Genomic DNA, 16,874 nt, shown 5'->3' with positions numbered 1-16,874 from the left:
CTTCCGGCTATGATTTGCCGCAGAGGAGGAATTCAACATGCGCGTCATCCTGGCTCTCGTCCTTGTACTCGTCATCGGTTGCCTGGGCCGGCCTGTCCTGGCGCAGGGCAGTTGGAGCTTTGTTGCGCTCGGCGACATGCCCTACCAGGACCGCGACATCCCCGACATGGAGACCCTGTTCGACGCCATCAACGCCGAGAAGCCGCGCTTCTCGGTGCATGTCGGCGATACCAAGGCCAGCCATACCGCCTGCGGCGAAGCCTGGAACAAGCGGGTGCAGACCTGGTTCGCGATGTTTCAGGCGCCGCTGATTTATACGCCGGGGGACAACGAGTGGACCGATTGCCATCGCGCAAATCCGCCCAGCGACCCGAATGAGGAATTGAAGCTGCTGCGGCGCATGTTCTTCCAGCGCCCGGACAGCCTGGGCGCCAGGCCGATGCCGCTGGAGCGCCAGAGCAATGCTTATCCCGAGAACCAGGCCTGGCGCACGGACGGCATCCGCTTCGGCACGCTGCATGTGGTCGGCAGCTTCAACAACATGCGCCGCGACCGCACCGAATATGCTGCCCGCAACGATGCCAACCTGAGCTGGCTGCGGCAGCTTTTCTCTTCTGCCCGTGGCGACCGCGCGCTGGTGCTCTTCATGCAGGCCGACCTCTGGTACACGATCGACAACGGCAAGGGCTCGCGCGACGGCATGGACGATCTGATGAAGCTGCTGGAGGAGGAGACGCGACGCTTCCAGAAGCCGGTATTGCTGGTGCATGGCGACAGCCATGAATGCGTGATCCAGCCGGCAGCGCCGGGCTTCGGCCCAGACGCGGCGCCAATCCCCAATCTGCTGCGGGTGGAAGTGCCCGGCGACAGCATCGTTGATGCGTTGAAAATCACCGTCAGCCAGGACGCAGCGCAGCCCTTCAGCATCAAGCCGGTGATGGGCGTGGCGCGCAACTGCGCCCCGAAGAAGAAGTAGCTGAAAAATGCCGGGGCGTTCAGCCCCGGAAAATTACGGTCTTGCTGCCGTTGACGAAGATGCGGTGCTCGACGTGGTAGCCAACCGCACGCGCCAGCACTAGGCTTTCGATATCGCGGCCCTGGGCGGCCAGCCGCTCCGGCGAATAGGAATGGTCGACGCGCGCCACTTCCTGCTCGATGATCGGACCTTCATCGAGGTCGCTGGTGACATAATGCGCCGTGGCGCCGATCAGCTTCACGCCGCGCTTATGCGCCTGGCTATAGGGCGCGGCGCCCTTGAAGCTCGGCAGGAAGGAATGGTGGATGTTGATGACGCGGCCCTGCAGGTCGGCGCAGAGTTCGGGCGACAGCACTTGCATGTAGCGCGCCAGCACCACCAGGTCGATGCGCTCCTCGCGGATGATGTCGCGCAGGCGCTGTTCCTGCGCCACCTTGTTGTCGCGTGTCACCGGCAGGTAGTGATACGGGATGTCATGGGCTGCGGCGCGCTGATACCATTCGCGGTGGTTCGAGACGATGGCCGGAATCTCGATCGGCAGCGCGCCGATGGAATAGCGATAGAGCAGGTCGTTCAGGCAATGGCCGAATTTCGACACCATGACCAGCACGCGCTGGCGCGCGCTTTCGTCATGGATCGCCCAAGTCATGCCGAACGGCGCCGTGACAGGGGCGAAGGCGGTGCGCACATCCTCCACCGGGCGGTGGCTCTCGGTGAGGTCGTCGATGGTCACGCGCATGAAGAACAGGCCGGTCTCGGCGGCGCCGAACTGGGCGGACTCGCGGATGTTGAAACGCTGCTCGGCGAGGAAGCCGGACACGGCGGCAACGATGCCGGGGCGGTCCAGGCAGGACAGGGTAAGGATCAGGCCCATGGAGCTTTGCTGATAAGTGGGGGGGCTGGTGGGGAGGGGTCAGGTCAGCTTGCGGACGGCGGGATCGGAATTCGGCTTCGCCTTGGCGCTTTGCAGCGCCGCCACAATGCGCTCGAAGAAATTGCGCGCCTGGGGCGGCTTGGCGACGAAACCGTTGATACGCATCTTGCGCACCCGTTGCAAGGTTTCCGGGTCGGTACGGCCAGACATGATGATGATCGGGATATTCTGGTCGATGCCGCGCTCGCCGCTGCGGATGCGGTCGATCAGGTCGAACCCATCCATGATCGGCATGATCAGGTCCACCAGCAGCAGGTCGATCGGGGTTTCCGAGGCCTTGAGCAGCGAGAGGGCTTCCTCGCCATTGGTGGCTTCCAGCACCTGGCCGAAGGAGAATTGCTGCAGCAGCCGCAGTGCGATCTGGCGCGACACATTATCGTCGTCGACAATCATGATCCGCCGCACCCGCAGGTCCACTGGCAGGCGGGTCATATTATCGAAGGCAGGCAGGCGGGTGTTCACGGTCGTTGCCGGCGTCGCTTTGGTTAGGGCTGGGTTAACAATCCCTGAGTGTGGAAGACCCGCGCGATAATTGCAAGATTTGCCTCGCATCTTGGGCGGGGGCTTCCTATGCTCAAAAAAGGTGCGAATCCCAAGGCCCCGAGGAGGAGGCCAGTCGATGTTCAATGCCGGTCCCGAGTATCTGCGCAAGATGTCCAACATGGTGCTGGATGCCCTGCTGCATGCCCTGGGCGAGAGCCTGGCCAGCCGCCCGCTCAACCTTGCCGATCTGCAACGCATCGTCGAGGCAACCAAGGATTCATCCGATCTCGACCACTTCTACCGCGCCAGCTACCAGCAGCTCGAACGCCTGCAGGAAGAAGAGAAGAAGCGCAATATCCGCACCAATGCCTTCGGCCGGCTGGTGGTGCACCCGCTCTCGGATCTATTCGAGGAAGGCCGGCTGGACCGCCGCGTGATCGGCAATTTCTTCTTCTTCATCCGCTCGCTGTTCGGCGACCAGGTGAGCGAATTCGCCGAGAGCTGCGCCCAGGTGGCCGAGGAATTGCGTGCCGGCGACACCCAGGAGGGCTGGGACGCCTTCTATGCCGATCCGCGCATGAAGGCGATTTTCTACACGGTGATTGCTCGCGTGGTGAAGGCGTTCCGTGCCTTCGAGGTCCGGCGCGACTGGGTGCTGAAGATCATGCAGCATGATCCGACCAGTGTCGGCCTGGCAACCAATGTGTTCATCGAGAAGGAATTCGATGGCGAACCGCTGCCCTTCGGCAATCGAGAGTTCTACACCTTCTTCGACAGTCTGGTGCGGCCGTTGCGCGACCTGCAGGGCGCCGACAAGCAGCTTTTCATCGACACCGTGGGCGAGGCCCCGGCCGAGGTGTTTGGCGACTTCATGGTCAACCTGGCCCGCTACAAGCCGGCGGATTGAGGCTATCCGAAAACAAACGCGTAGATTGCAGGTGTGGGCGGGCCATGACGGTTAACCGTACTCCACTCGTCATGCCCGGCCTTGAGCCGGGCATCTCGTGCCGCCTGATAAAGATGCCCGGGTCGAGCCCGGGCATGACGCTGGTAAGTAGGCTTAATTCGAGTTTGCCGGCTCGCGGTGGTCGAGCTTGGCGGCGAACTGTTCGAACAATTCGCTGACGCAGCGCGCCACGGTGCGCTGGTGATTGTCGTTGAGCTGGTCGGCGGCTCGCATGCAGAGATCGGCGAATTTGCGCGCCAACTGGATCGCCTCGCGGTTCGAGTCCATGCGGATCTCGTCGAATACGGTGACGATGTAGTCGCGGGTCTGGTTGCTCTGGTGATGCGTCACCGGCCGCTCCCCCATCAGGGAGTCGAGCATGGCGTTGAAGGTCTGCGAGGTGTCGATGGCGATGGAGGCCAGGATCTTCTCGATCCGCTCGTTATCCTTGGCCGAAAGCGGGCGCGGGGAGGTGGCGGCAATGCGTTCCTTCATCTCTTGCTCGGGCAGGGCGGATTTGGAGGAAGTGCGGTTCCACATGGCAATCACCTGTACATAGGGCCAGGCAGGCGACAGGCTGCGCTGCCCGCCGGGGCGGATTTCTTCGGCTCAATTCAGCATAGCACGAGACCGCCCGCCGCCAGCAAGCGGCGCGTAAACAATCAGGAAATGACTTCCTTGGCGGCGCGGATCAGGTTGTCGATATGCCAGCCCTGGAACAGGCGGATACCGGCCTGCTGGCCGGCGCGCAGGGCTTCATCGGTCTCGCAGCGCGCCATGATCACCCGGTTCGGATCGGCGTCAGTGATCTTCTGCTGGATATCCTTGGCCACCCAGTCGTCGTGGTGGTCCTTGAAATAGAACAGTTTGATGAAATCTGCGCGCAGTTCCTTGCGGCCGAACAGGCCGAGCAGGTCGGGCGTGATGCCATCGATCAGGATGCGGTAGCCGTTATTCTGCAGGAATTCGCAGGCCAGCAGGTATTCGGCGTAATCCCAGAACACGTCCCAGCGCTGCAGCTCAATGATGATCTGCTCTTTCTTGACGATGTTGCCGATGCGGCTGTCGAAATCGCGAAACTGGTCGCTCAGCACCGTCGAGACATTGAGATTGATCGAGAACGGGCCGCTGTTGCGGGTGACGAAGCCATCCAGCAGCGAGCGGAACACGCGGCTGTCCAGCGTGCGTGTCAGATACTGGAACAGGGCGCGCGAGCCGCGCAGGTTCACATTCGGCGCGATGGCCTGGCGCAATTCGTTCACGCCGACATAGATTTCCTGGAAAATCGGCTTCGGCGGCTGGTTGCCGAACACTACGGAAATCGGCTGGCGGCGCATGAAGGTGGTGACATCCGCCTTCTTTAGGATGTCCTCGATCTGCTGCAGGGCGCCGGGGGTAATCGGCACGCCATCGGTGGCGCCGGCGCCCGTGCCGGCCTTGGCCAGCAGGCGCTTGCGGCGCTCGGAAAAGACGCGGAAACGCTGCGCCATCGCATCCATCCACTCCTGGAGTTCATCCAGGTTGTGGTCGAAGCGATACCAGCGCACGGCATTCTCGGCTTCCTCAGGGGTGAGGCCGATGGCGACGTTATTGCGGGTCAGCACGTCGTCGATCTCGAGCACCATCTTTTCGAAGCTCTGCTCGAAAAAGCGCTCGGAAAGGCGGGCGAACAGCACGATGGAATAGTCGTGCAGCGTATAATAGCTGCCCTCGTATTTCGACATCAGAGAGCGGATCGCGTGCACTACGATGTTGTAGCTTTCGCGGTTGCGCTCGAAATTCTTCGGGTTGACGAACTGCATGATGGCGCAGATGCGGCCGCCAAAGATCTTGCCGCGAACAATGCGGTCGAAGTCCGTGAACATCTTTTCGTCATCGGACGCCGGCGTCGTATTATTGACCTCGCTCATCATCGACTCGGCCGCTTTCTCCCACCCCGGGGGCTGCACGGCGCCGCCTCCGGATGTAAAAATCCCTGTCGGCGGCACTATGACAAATTATGACCCAGCTAAAAAGCCGGATGATTGGTTAATAACCGCTACGGGGATAATAAAGCATTAATTTCCCCCAGACTGGTGGAAATCACGGCTATGTGACACACGCAGAGCCTGGGTGTTCGCCTGGGCCGTTAGCGCAGGCGGCGGGCGGCGAGCGCTTCGGCGGTGTCGATGTCGTTGAGCACGCCATCATCCCCGGCAGCGACCTCGCAAACCCAGTCAGAATGCTGCTCAAGCAGCCGGCGGGCACCGCTATCGCCGTCCAAGCCTTTGAGCTGATTAAAGAACTGGGCGCCCCACAAGATTGGGTTGCCACGTTTGGAACCCACTACTGGCACGCATATGGCGCGGCCTTCCACCGGGTTGAAGGCGGAAATCAGCTTGTCCAGCACCCGCGGTGGCACGTCCGGCATATCGCCGAGGCAGATCAGGGCGCCGTCCAGCCCTTCGGGCAGGGCACGGATGCCGGCCACCAGGGAGGTGGCCAGGCCGCCGGCGAAATCCGGGTTGTGGGTGAAGCTCAAGCTATCTGGCCCTGGGCCATCGGAGGGGGCGGCGGCCAGGGCGGCGGCCTGGATTTCCTCGGCGCGGTGGCCGGTAACGATTATGACAGGCCGGGCGGGGGAGGCCAGCACATGCTCCACCACATGGCGCAGGATCGGCTTGCCTTCCAGGTCGGCCAGCAACTTGTTGCCGCCCTGCATGCGGCTGGACAGGCCGCCGGCCAGGATCACGGCAGCGATGCGGGGCCGGCGCTGGACTGTCGGCGCCTGAATTTCCGACTTGGTGCCGGCGCCCGGACCTGATCGGGGCTGCGGCCGGGTCGGAATTTCCTTCAGCAGGCCGCCGGCACCCATGCGCATGATCTCGGCACGACCGACGCCGAGGCCGGCACAGAGCCGTTGCAGCACCCAGTCGAAACCGTTCAGCTTCGGCGAACGGGCGCAACCCGGCACGCCAACCACCGGCACTTCTGCCAGGCGGCCGATCAGCAGCAGGTTGCCGGGATCCACCGGCATGCCGAAATGCTCGACAATGCCGCCGGCGGCAACGATGCCGGCGGGCACCACATCCTCGCGGTCGACGATGGCGCTGCCACCGAACACCAGGATCGGCGCGCAGCCTTGCTCGCGCAGTTGCGCCACGCAGACGGCGATGGCCGTGGCGTCATGCTCGCAGGTGAGGCTGCCGCCGAGATCGCTGCCCAGGCGCAGCAGGCGCTCGCGCAACGCCGCCTCGGTCTTGGCCAGCACGCTGTCCTTGGTGTCGTCGACGCGGGTCATCACCAGGCCGACACGGCGCGGCGCGAATGGCGCCACGCGCACCAGCGGGCCGTTTTCGGCAGCGATTTCAGCGGCGCGCTGCACCACATCGCGCGGTGCGGCAAACGGAATGATCTTCACCGTGGCCAGCATCTGGCCCGGTTCCACCACATCGTAAGGCGCCACCGTGGCGATGGTGACGGCTTCATGCAGCAGGTTCAGGGCGTCGACGCGGGCCGGTTCCAGCACGGCGATGCCGGCGGCTTCGGCATAGATATTGGCGCGGCCGGTGAAGGCGGTGGCGGCGCGTGTCGATGTGCCGGCCGCGGCCTCGGCGATGCGGCTGGCGGCCTGGTCCTCGGGCACGTCGTCGGGGCCGAGCCGGGCGGCATAGACGCTGTCCTGTCCGGCCTGGCGGAGCGCCTGCACATCCTCGGCACTCAGCACGCGGCCCTTGCGGAACCGCTGCGTGCCGACGCTCATGGAATGGCCGAGAATGCAGCCTTCCGCCTCGCGAACCGGAACCGGACCGAAAAACATGACGTCAGGCGGCGGCGCTGGTGGTAGCGCCCGAATGTGAACTAGGCGCCGGCTGGCGCAAAGCCTGAGTCATCTGGCCCAGGATGGCGATGGCGATTTCAGCCGGTGTCTTGGCGCCAATGGACAGCCCTACCGGGCCATGGATGCGCGCCAGATCCTCCGGCCCGAAGCCGGCGGCGGTGAGGCGTTCGAGGCGCGAGGCATGGGTCTTCTTGCTGCCCAGCGCGCCGATATAGAACACGTCCGACTTCAGCGCCATCTGCAATGCCGGGTCGTCCACCTTCGGATCATGCGTCAGCGTCACTACCGCCGTGCGCAGGTCAGGCTTCAATTGCGCCATGGCCTCGTCCGGCCACTCATTCGACAGCCACACACCGGGGAAGCGGGCCTCGCTGCCAAAGGCGCTGCGCGGATCGATCACCGCCACTTCGTAGCCGGCGAACTGCGCCATCGGCACCAGCGCCTGCGCGATATGCACGGCGCCAACCAGGATCAGGCGCAGCGGCGGATTGAACACATTGAGGAAGAGGGGGCCGTCATCGGTCTCGATGGTGCGCGGCTTGTCTTCCAGCATGGCGGCGCGCGCCGCCTCGCCGATGCGCGGATCGATATCCTTCAGGCCCTTCTTGCCATAGAGATAGAACAGCCGCTGCTCGCCGCTATTGAGGAAGGTGCCCAGCACCACCGGAATCTTGGCGGCACGGTCGGCCTGGAGTTGGGTGAGGATTTCCTGTTTCATCCGTCCAGCCGCTCCACATAGACCTGGATCTTGCCGCCGCAGGCCAGGCCCACTTCCCAGGCCTGGGCATCGGACACGCCAAAGCTCAAGAGGCGCGGCTTGCCATCCTGGATCGCGTCCAGGCCTTCAGTGACCACGGCGCCCTCGATGCAGCCGCCGGAGACCGAGCCGAGGAAGCGGCCTTCATCATCGATCACCAACTGGCTGCCGACCGGGCGCGGCGCCGAGCCCCAGGTGGTGACCACGGTGGCGATGGCAACGCCCTTGCCGGAGGTTTTCCAGGCCAGGGCCTCGGCGAGCAGATCTTCGCGCGCTGCATTACTCTCTTGATTAAGGCTCATGCCGCCATCCTTCCGAGGTTCTGTTGCAGCCGGTTGCCGATGTCGTTCTGGCCGCTGAGCGCGGCGGCGAGTTCGGCGATGGAGTCTAGATTGTGCACGGGACGGAAATCGTCAACATGCGGCAGAATGGCACGGATGCCGAGCGCCTTCGGCTCGAAGCCATCCCAGCGCAGCAGCGGGTTGAGCCAGATCAGCCGCTTGCATGACTTGTGCAGCCGTTCCATTTCGCGCGCGAGCTGCGGTCCCGGCTCGCGGTCGAGGCCATCGGTGAGCAGCAGCACCACGGCGCCCTGGCCGAGTACGCGGCGCGACCAGTAGCGGTTGAACTCGGCCAGCGTGGCGCCGATGCGGGTGCCACCGGACCAGTCCGGCACACGCGAGCCGACATCGGCCAGCGCCTTGTCGACATCCTTCTGGCGCAGCAGGCGCGAGATATTCGACAGCCGGGTGCCGAACAGGAAGCTATGCACGCGCCTTCGGTCATTGCTCAGGGCATGCATGAAATGCAGGAACATGCGGCTGTACTGGCTCATCGAGCCGGAAATGTCGCATAGCACCACCAGCGGCGGTTCGCGCGTGACATTGGATTTGCGCACCAGCGGGATGGCGCCGCCGCCAAGCCGCAGCGAGCGCCGCAGCGTGGCGCGCAGATCGATGCGCTTGCCGCTGGGATCAAGCTTGAAGCGGCGCGTGCGGCGCGGCGGGAAAGGCCATGCGATGCGCGCCAGCGCTGCATGGGCCGCCGCCACTTCCTCGGCGCTCATCTCGGCGAAATCCTTGGTCTGCAACAATTCGCTGGCCGAGAAAGTCAGCGTGGCATCGAGTTCGATCTCGCGCTCGCGGTCATCTTCCTTCGCCTTGCCCTGGCGGTTCGGCATCAGCGCCTGCTGCACGCGGCGCGACATCTGATGCTTCTGCGGCTCGGCGCCACCCTCGGCTTCGGGCAGCATCATGCGCATCAGGCGTTCGAGGATTTTCGGATCGCGCCAGAAGATATGAAACGCCTGATCGAATAATTCGCGCTGATCGCGGCGGTTCACCAGCACGGAGAATAAAGTCCAGTAGAGATCGTCGCGCCGTTGGATGCCGGCGACTTCCACCGCGCGCACCGCCTCCAGCGCCTTGCCGGGGCCGAGCCGCAGCCCGGCGGCGCGCAGCATGCGCACGAAGTGCACGATATTCTCGGCGAAGCGGCCGCCTTCCGGGCTTTCGCTTGGCGCCATCAGGTTCATGCGTCAGAGCCCCGCCAGTTCCTGCTGCACCTGGCGCAGGATCGCGGCTGCCTCGCTGCCCTGCATCTTCGCGATGTCGTCCTGATACTTGAGCAAGACGCCCAGCGTGTTGTCGATGGTCTCCGGGTCCAGCGCCACCTTGTCGAGGAAGGTCAGCGCGCGAGTCCAGTCGATGGTCTCGGCGACGCCCGGCAGCTTGAACAGTTCCTGGTTGCGCAGCGCCTGCACGAAACGCACGATCTCCTGGCTCAGCCGCTTCGGCGCGCCCGGCACCTTGCGCTCCAGGATCGCCAGTTCGCGCTCGGCGCTGGGATAATCCACCCAATAATAGAGGCAGCGGCGCTTCAGCGCGTCGTGGATTTCGCGGGTCCGGTTCGAAGTGATGATGACTATGGGCGGCTCGGCCGCCTTGATGACACCGAGTTCGGGCACGCTGATCTGGAAATCGGACAGCACTTCCAGCAGATAGGCCTCGAAAGGCTCATCGGTGCGGTCGAGTTCGTCGATCAGCAGCACCGGCGGGCCGGCGGCATCGTCCTGCAACGCCTGCAGCAGCGGTCGCTCGATCAGGAAGTCGCGGGAAAAGATGTCGCGGGTGATCTTGCCGCGATCCTGTTCGCCGGCGGCTTCCGCCAGACGGATTTCCAGCATCTGGCGCGGGTAGTTCCATTCATAGACGGCGGAATTGAGGTCCAGGCCCTCATAGCATTGCAGCCGCACCAGGCGGCGGTTCAGCGTGGTTGCCAGCACCTTGGCAATCTCGGTCTTGCCGACGCCGGCTTCGCCTTCGAGAAACAGCGGCCGGCCCATTTTCAGCGCCAGGAACAGGCTGGTGGCCAGCGGCCGGTCGGCCACGTAGTCGCCATGGGCGAGCAGGGTTTCGACGGCATCGATGGAGGCGGGCAGGGCGGACATAGGCGGGGGCTTCCGGTCAGACTACGGAACCGCGGGGAGCGGGACGGGCGGCCATCCTGCCCCAGGCCAGGGGTGGCGCGCAATTCACCCGGCCTGCTAGCGCAGGTTGAAGGAAGGCTTTCAGGAGGGGGAATATGGAGGTCCGGGCCGGAATTGAACCGGCGTACGAGGATTTGCAGTCCTCTGCGTAGCCACTCCGCCACCGGACCCCGAAAGGCATCAAGCAGATGCGACGGCCCTTGTAGGCGGAAGCGGTTGGCCGGGTCAAGTGCCGGGGGGCGTGGGCAGCCAGGCCGGAGTCTCTGGCCCGAAGACCCCCGGCGGGCTACTGGCGGCTGTGACAGATGTCACAGGCCGGTGCGGCTAAGCCAAACTACGGACGTTGTTTTTGCCGCAATGCGGCATTATAAACCGAGGGCTAATTCCCTCTGCTCCAAACCGGAATCGTGTGATGGCTTCCGCCGACCGACTTTTCGCCGAGGCCCGGCGCCAGATGGTGCTGACCCAGTTGCTGCCGAACAAGGTGATCGACGAGCGCCTGATTGCGGCCATGTCGGCGACCCCGCGCGAACAATTCGTGCCGAAATCCTACCGGGGCGTGGCCTATCTGGATGAGGATATCGCTGTCGGCGCCGGTCGCGCGCTGATGGAGCCGCTGGTGCTGGCCCGCCTGCTGCAGGAAGCCGATATCGCCGCCAGCGATGTCGCCCTGGTGGTCGGCTGTGGCACCGGCTACGACCTGGCCGTGCTGGCCCGCCTGGCCAGCACCGCGATCGGCCTGGAAAGCGACCCGGCGCTTGCCGCCGAAGCGACCAAGCTGATGGCCCAGCTTGGCCTCGACAATGCCCCGGTGATCGAAGGCCCGCTGGCCGATGGCCTGGCGAAGCAGGGGCCGTATAACGTGATTCTGCTGGCCGGCGCGGTGCCGGAAATCCCGGCCCAGCTCAAGCAGCAGCTTGCCGAGGGCGGCCGTCTGGTGGCGGTGCGTCGTCCGACCGGGGCGCCGATGGGTCAGGCCGTGCTGGTCAAGCGCGCCGGAAACCTGTTCGCCGAACGTGTGATCTTCGACGCCGCCACGCGGCCGCTGCCGGGCTTCGAGCGTCCTGCGGGCTTCGTGTTCTGAGCCGATGACTGCCCTGCCGGTGGAAATCGAAGTTGAGGAATTGTCGCTCTGGCTCGAGGGCAAGGGAGATGTCGCCCTGCTCGACGTGCGAGAGGATTGGGAAGTGAAGCTTTGCGCCCTGCCGGGTGCCATCCATATCCCGCTGGGCCAGGTTCCCGCGCGGGCCGGGGAAGTGCCGAAGGCCAGCCGGGTGGTGGTGTTCTGCCATCATGGCGGGCGCAGCCTGCGGGCCACCCAGTGGCTGCGGGCGAATGGATTTTCACAGGCGATTAACCTCGCCGGCGGTATTCATGCCTGGGCCGAACGGATCGACCCGGACATGGCGACCTACTGACGGTTTCTGGCTGATTGAATATGGCGGGCTGCCCGGAGACGGGGCCCAGGGGAAGAATGGTGGTTGGAATGGCGAAAGTATCTTTCTTGCGCGGTGCGCTTCTTGGTAGTGCTGCGATCTTGTCTGCCGCCTGGCTTCTGGCCGCGTCCCAGGCCGGAGCGCAGACCCTCAATGAGGTGCTGTCCAACGCCTATACCAACAACCCGACACTGGGTGCCGCCCGCGCCGCGGTGCGGGCCACCGATGAAGGCGTGCCGCAGGCGCTTTCCGGCTGGCGTCCAACCGTCAGCCTGACCGGCGAAGCCGGCGTGCTGCGCCAGGATTACAAGCCGAATACCGCTTCCACCATGAGCGACACGATCAACCCGACCTCGCTCGGCGTTTCGGTGACCCAGCCGCTGTATCGCGGTGGCCGCGTCGAAGCGCTGACCGACAGTGCCGAGGCGCTGGTCCAGGCCGCCCGCCAGGATCTCGCCAGCACCGAGCGCCGCGTGCTGCAGGATAGCGTCACGGCCTATATGGACGTGCTGCGCGATCAGGCCGTGGTCGATCTGACCCGCAATAACGAAGGTGTGCTGCGTCGCCAGCTCGAAGCCACCCGCGAGCGTTTCCGCGTCGGTGAAATCACCCGCACCGACGTGGCGCAGGCGGAATCGCGCCTGAGCCGTGCCACCGCCGACCGCATTTCCGCCGAGGGCGCGCTGATCTCCAGCCGCGCCACCTTCGCCCGCATCACCGGCCTTCAGCCGGGCCGCCTGGTGCCGCCGCCGCCGTTGCCGACCCTGCCGGCCAACGAGGACGAGGCGATTTCGATTGGCGACAAGGAAAACCCCGAATTGCAGGCGGCGCAGTTCCGCGAGCTGTCGGCCCGCGCCGATGTGCGCGCGGCCTCCGGCGCGCTGCTGCCCAGCGTGTCGCTGAATGCTTCGGCGGCCCGCACCACGGAGCAGAGCCGCGCCGATCTCGACCTCAACACCGCCCGCGCCAGCATCCAGGTGACGGTGCCGCTGTATGAGGCCGGCGGCGTCTACAGCCAGACCCGCCAGCGCAAGCAGACCTTCAATCAGCGCCGCATCCAGGTGGACGAGCAGCGCCGCCTGGTGCGCCAGAGCGTCACCCAGGCCTGGGAAAACCTCAATACCGCGCGCTCCAACATCAACGCCCGCAAGGCGCAGGTGCAGGCCTCGCGCATCGCCCTCGAAGGCGTGCAGCAGGAAGCCGAGGTCGGCTCGCGCACCACGCTGGACGTGCTGGACGCGGAGCAGGAATACCTCGATGCCCAGGTGGCGCAGGTGCGCGCCGAGCGCGATGAGTATGTCGCCGGCTTCGTGCTCTACTCGGCGGTTGGCCGTCTTTCGGCCCGCAACCTCTCCCTGCCGGTACAGCTTTACGATCCGGCCGAGAACTACACGCGGGTGCGCGACCTGTGGTTTGGCACCGATGGCGGGCTCGACGTCGAATAATCGCAGATTTTCGGCGAAGGCCTTGCAGGATCGGGAAAAACGCCTTAACCCGGTTTAACAGTTCGGTTATCTTTTGTAGGCATATCATGGTGCTGACGAGTCGGTGTTACCGGCTGGTCGGCACCGTTTCGTGCCGCTAGCCGCGCTACAGGCAGGTTCAAGCAGCCAGACCGGGGTGATTTCCCCGTGACGGGAAGATCGGGCAGGGGATGAGCGACCCTAAGGCAGGGCAGAGCGAACCGACAATGGAGGAGATTCTTGCCTCCATCCGCCGGATTATTTCCGAGGATGGGGCTGAGAATGCCGCCGCGCCGGCGCCTGAGCCCGAACCCGTAGCTGCTGCGCCAGAACCCGAGCCGGAACCGCCGCCGCCCGAGCCGGAACCCGAGCCCGAGCCGGAGCCGGAACCCGAGCCGCCGCCGCCGCCTCCACCCCCGCCGCCACCGCCGCCGCGTATGGCCGACCCGGAACCGGAGCCGGAGGAGGAATATGTCCCTCCGCCCCCGCCCCCGCCGCCGCGTCGTCGCCCGCCGCCGCCGCCGCGCGAGGAAATCTACGACCTCACCGATGTGGTGCGGGACGACGACTACGAGGCCCTGGTCTCGCAGCCGACGGCCACCCGGGCCGCGAGCCATCTTGGCACCCTTGCCGGCGCCGTCGCCGGCGGCCGCGCCATGGGCCTGGGCAATGGCCAGCGCACGCTGGAAGAGCTGGTGAAGGAATTGCTGCGCCCGATGCTCAAGGAATGGCTCGACGCGCATCTCGCCACCATCGTACAGCGCATCGTCGAGCGCGAGGTGGCCCGCCTGACTATTCAGGCGGAAGAGGAGCAGGACCACCTGTAAATCCGCCTGAATGATGCTCTCCGGGCTGGACTGACTGGCCCGGATCGTCTTTTATTTGCGCCCGTTTTTGCCCCCGAGTTGGACCATGCTGGACAAGACCTATCAGCCGCAATCCGTGGAACAGCGCCTCTATGAGGCCTGGGAGCAGGCCGGCGCCTTCAAGCCCGGCGTGAAATCCGGCAGGCCCTACACCATCGCGCTGCCGCCGCCGAACGTCACCGGCAGCCTGCATATCGGCCATGCGCTGAACCATACCCTGCAGGATGTGCTGATCCGCTTCGAGCGTATGCGCGGCCGCAATGCGCTGTGGCAGCCGGGCACCGACCATGCCGGCATCGCGACGCAGATGGTGGTGGAGCGCCAGCTCGCCGCCAAGCAGATGAGCCGTCACGACATGGGCCGCGCCAAGTTCCTGGAGGCGGTGTGGGAGTGGAAGGCGGAATCCGGCGGCATGATCACCGGCCAGCAGCGCCGGCTTGGCGAAAGCTGCGACTGGAGCCGCGAACGCTTTACCATGGATGAAGGCCTCAGCGCCGCCGTGCGCAAGGTGTTCGTCGAACTCTATCGCGATGGCCTGATCTACAAGGACAAGCGGCTGGTCAATTGGGACCCGAAGCTGCTGACGGCGATCTCCGACCTTGAGGTCGAGCAGCATGAGGTGCGTTCGCATCTCTGGTACTTCAAGTATCCGCTGGAAGGCCGGAGCGGCGAATTCATCACCGTTGCCACCACGCGGCCCGAGACCATGCTGGGCGATACCGGCATTGCGGTACATCCGGAAGATGAACGCTACAAGCACCTGATCGGCTCGTATGCCATCCTGCCGCTGGTCGGCCGGCGGATTCCGATTGTCGGCGACGAGTATTCCGATCCCACCAAGGGCTCGGGCGCGGTGAAGATGACGCCAGCGCATGACTTCAACGATTTCGAGGTCGGCAAGCGCCATGGCCTCGAGATGATCAACATTTTCGACAAGCACGCCCATCTCAACGACAACGTGCCGGAAGCCTATCGTGGCCTGGAGCGGTTCGCCGCGCGCAAGAAGGTGGTGGCCGATCTCGAGGCGCTCGAACTGGTCGAGAAGATCGAGCCCAACACCCATATGGTGCCGCATGGCGACCGTTCGCAGGTGGTGATCGAGCCATGGCTGACCGAGCAGTGGTATGTCAACGCCGAGGTGCTGGCCAAGCCCGCCATCGAGGCGGTGGAGAAGGGCGATATCCAGTTCGTGCCAAAGAGCTGGGACAAGACCTACTTTGAATGGATGCGTAACATCCAGCCCTGGTGCATCTCGCGCCAGCTCTGGTGGGGCCACCAGATCCCGGCCTGGTATGGCCCGGACAATCAGGTATTCGTCGCCTATGACGAGGCGGAAGCGCAAGCGCAGGCCGGCAAGCATTACGGCAAGACCGTTGCGCTGACCCGCGACGAGGATGTGCTCGATACCTGGTTTTCGTCCGCGCTGTGGCCGTTCTCGACGCTCGGCTGGCCGGAACCGACCGACGTGCTGAAGGCGCATTACCCGAACGACGTGCTGGTCACCGGTTTCGACATCATCTTCTTCTGGGTCGCCCGGATGATCATGATGGGCCTGCATTTCACTAGGCAAGTACCGTTCCGCACCGTCTACATCCACGCCCTGGTCCGCGACGAGAAGGGCCAGAAGATGTCGAAGTCGAAGGGCAACGTGCTTGACCCGCTCGACCTGATCGACAAATTCGGCGCCGATGCGCTGCGTTTCGCGCTCTCCATCTTCGCCGCCCAGGGCCGCGACGTGAAAATGTCGGAGAGCCGCGTCGAGGGCTACCGCAACTTCGCCACCAAGCTGTGGAACGCCGCGCGCTTCGCCGAGATGAACGAGTGCCGGCTTGATGCCGGCTTCGATCCCGCCGCCGTGCAGCAGACGGTGAACCGCTGGATCATCGGCCGCTTGGGCCGTGCTGCGCGCGAGACCACCGCCGCGCTGGAAGCCTACAAGTTCAACGAGGCCGCCGCCGCGCTCTACCAGTTCACCTGGTCGGTGTTCTGCGACTGGTATCTGGAATTGATCAAGCCGGTGCTGATGGGCGAGGAGGGCGCCGCCAAGGCCGAGACGCGCGCCACCTGCGCCTATGTGCTGCGGCAGTTGATCCATCTGCTGCATCCCTTCATGCCGTTCATCACGGAAGAACTCTGGGAGCAGTTGTTTGACGGCAAGAGCCCCGATGGTAAGAGTGGCGGCTTCCTGATGCTGCGTGACTGGCCGAGCGATGGCGCCCGCGCCGACGATGCGGCAGCCACTGCCGAGATCGACTGGCTGATCCGCCTGATTGAGGGCGTGCGCGCGGCGCGCAGTGAACTCAACGTGCCGGCGGCGGCGAAGATCGCGCTGATTGTCAATGGCGGCGGCGCCGACGTGGCGGCGCGGCTGGACCGTCATGCCGATCCGATCAAGCGCCTGGCGCGCATCGAGACGATCACGCTGGAGCAGCCGGTGCCGCAGGGCTCGGCCCGCGTCGTGCTGGATGATGCCACCCTGGTGTTGCCGCTGGCCGATGTGATCGACATTGCCAAGGAGCGCACGCGCCTGGCCAAGGAGCGCGACAAGGCGCTGGCCGAGATCGCCAAGATCGACGCCAAGCTCGGCGACGCCACCTTCATGTCGCGCGCCCCGGAAGCCGTGGTGGAAGAACAGCGCGAACGCCGCGTGGTGCAGGGCGCGCTCGCCGAGAAACTCGGCGAGGCGCTGGCGCAGCTTGGCTGAC

At 64.8% G+C, this 16,874-nt stretch carries 16 protein-coding genes and 1 tRNA gene; 7 read left to right on the top strand and 10 right to left on the bottom strand.

Annotated elements, in window-relative coordinates:
- Positions 1-37: 37 nt before the first annotated feature.
- Positions 38-976 (top strand): hypothetical protein, encoded by a 939-nt coding sequence (locus tag V6B08_RS19740; RefSeq protein ID WP_341984159.1) that lies wholly within the window; start codon positions 38-40, stop codon positions 974-976.
- A gap of 19 nt (positions 977-995) precedes the next feature.
- On the opposite strand, the gene purU is transcribed toward V6B08_RS19740, so the two are convergent.
- Both purU and V6B08_RS19730 read right to left on the bottom strand, forming a co-directional pair.
- Positions 996-1,850, bottom strand: a complete 855-nt coding sequence (purU, locus tag V6B08_RS19735; RefSeq protein WP_341984156.1) for a formyltetrahydrofolate deformylase — start codon at positions 1,848-1,850, stop codon at positions 996-998.
- Between the two features lie 39 nt (positions 1,851-1,889).
- Positions 1,890-2,372: a response regulator gene (locus tag V6B08_RS19730; protein WP_341984154.1), complete on the bottom strand. Its 483-nt coding sequence runs from the start codon at positions 2,370-2,372 to the stop codon at positions 1,890-1,892.
- A gap of 157 nt (positions 2,373-2,529) precedes the next feature.
- On the opposite strand from V6B08_RS19730, the gene V6B08_RS19725 reads away from it, so the two are divergent.
- Complete coding sequence (locus V6B08_RS19725) at positions 2,530-3,300, top strand: hypothetical protein (protein ID WP_341984152.1); 771 nt, start codon at positions 2,530-2,532, stop codon at positions 3,298-3,300.
- Between the two features lie 153 nt (positions 3,301-3,453).
- Here V6B08_RS19725 and V6B08_RS19720 read toward each other — a convergent pair whose 3' ends face one another.
- The 8 genes from V6B08_RS19720 to V6B08_RS19685 form a co-directional block, all read right to left on the bottom strand.
- Positions 3,454-3,879: a hypothetical protein gene (locus V6B08_RS19720; RefSeq protein ID WP_341984150.1), complete on the bottom strand. Its 426-nt coding sequence runs from the start codon at positions 3,877-3,879 to the stop codon at positions 3,454-3,456.
- Between the two features lie 122 nt (positions 3,880-4,001).
- Positions 4,002-5,288, bottom strand: a complete 1,287-nt coding sequence (locus V6B08_RS19715) for an EAL domain-containing protein (protein WP_341984147.1) — start codon at positions 5,286-5,288, stop codon at positions 4,002-4,004.
- A gap of 179 nt (positions 5,289-5,467) precedes the next feature.
- Entirely contained in the window at positions 5,468-7,138 is a 1,671-nt protein-coding gene (locus tag V6B08_RS19710; RefSeq protein ID WP_341984145.1) for an NTP transferase domain-containing protein, read from the bottom strand.
- A gap of 4 nt (positions 7,139-7,142) precedes the next feature.
- Entirely contained in the window at positions 7,143-7,877 is a 735-nt protein-coding gene (locus V6B08_RS19705; RefSeq protein ID WP_341984143.1) for an XdhC family protein, read from the bottom strand.
- Entirely contained in the window at positions 7,874-8,218 is a 345-nt protein-coding gene (locus V6B08_RS19700; protein WP_341984141.1) for an XdhC family protein, read from the bottom strand. Before V6B08_RS19700 ends, V6B08_RS19705 begins: the two co-directional genes overlap by 4 nt.
- The gene (locus tag V6B08_RS19695; RefSeq protein ID WP_341984139.1) at positions 8,215-9,450 is read right to left on the bottom strand and encodes a vWA domain-containing protein; all 1,236 of its coding nucleotides are present in this window, start codon (positions 9,448-9,450) and stop codon (positions 8,215-8,217) included. The genes V6B08_RS19700 and V6B08_RS19695 overlap by 4 nt, the downstream gene beginning before the upstream one ends.
- Before the next feature lie 3 nt (positions 9,451-9,453).
- Positions 9,454-10,365, bottom strand: coding sequence for an AAA family ATPase (locus V6B08_RS19690; RefSeq protein ID WP_341984137.1), 912 nt, complete (start codon positions 10,363-10,365; stop codon positions 9,454-9,456).
- Positions 10,366-10,500: 135 nt separating this feature from the next.
- Positions 10,501-10,574: transfer RNA gene (locus V6B08_RS19685), tRNA-Cys, on the bottom strand.
- 242 nt (positions 10,575-10,816) lie between these two features.
- Between V6B08_RS19685 and V6B08_RS19680 the strand changes: the two genes are divergently transcribed.
- The 5 genes from V6B08_RS19680 to V6B08_RS19660 all read left to right on the top strand — a co-directional run bounded on the left by V6B08_RS19680 (position 10,817) and on the right by V6B08_RS19660 (position 16,873).
- The gene (locus tag V6B08_RS19680; protein WP_341984135.1) at positions 10,817-11,488 is read left to right on the top strand and encodes a protein-L-isoaspartate O-methyltransferase family protein; all 672 of its coding nucleotides are present in this window, start codon (positions 10,817-10,819) and stop codon (positions 11,486-11,488) included.
- A gap of 4 nt (positions 11,489-11,492) precedes the next feature.
- The gene (locus V6B08_RS19675) at positions 11,493-11,822 is read left to right on the top strand and encodes a rhodanese-like domain-containing protein (protein ID WP_341984133.1); all 330 of its coding nucleotides are present in this window, start codon (positions 11,493-11,495) and stop codon (positions 11,820-11,822) included.
- A 68-nt stretch (positions 11,823-11,890) separates the two neighbouring features.
- Positions 11,891-13,285 (top strand): TolC family outer membrane protein, encoded by a 1,395-nt coding sequence (locus V6B08_RS19670; protein WP_341984131.1) that lies wholly within the window; start codon positions 11,891-11,893, stop codon positions 13,283-13,285.
- A 209-nt stretch (positions 13,286-13,494) separates the two neighbouring features.
- Positions 13,495-14,130, top strand: a complete 636-nt coding sequence (locus V6B08_RS19665) for a DUF2497 domain-containing protein (RefSeq protein WP_341984130.1) — start codon at positions 13,495-13,497, stop codon at positions 14,128-14,130.
- An 85-nt stretch (positions 14,131-14,215) separates the two neighbouring features.
- The gene (locus tag V6B08_RS19660; RefSeq protein ID WP_341984129.1) at positions 14,216-16,873 is read left to right on the top strand and encodes a valine--tRNA ligase; all 2,658 of its coding nucleotides are present in this window, start codon (positions 14,216-14,218) and stop codon (positions 16,871-16,873) included.
- The last annotated feature ends 1 nt before the right edge of the window (position 16,874 follow it).

Origin of the sequence: Ferrovibrio sp. MS7 (genome assembly GCF_038404985.1) — a bacterium.
Lineage (GTDB): Bacteria > Pseudomonadota > Alphaproteobacteria > Ferrovibrionales > Ferrovibrionaceae > Ferrovibrio > Ferrovibrio plantarum.
This window is presented reverse-complemented; position numbering and strand designations above follow the sequence as displayed.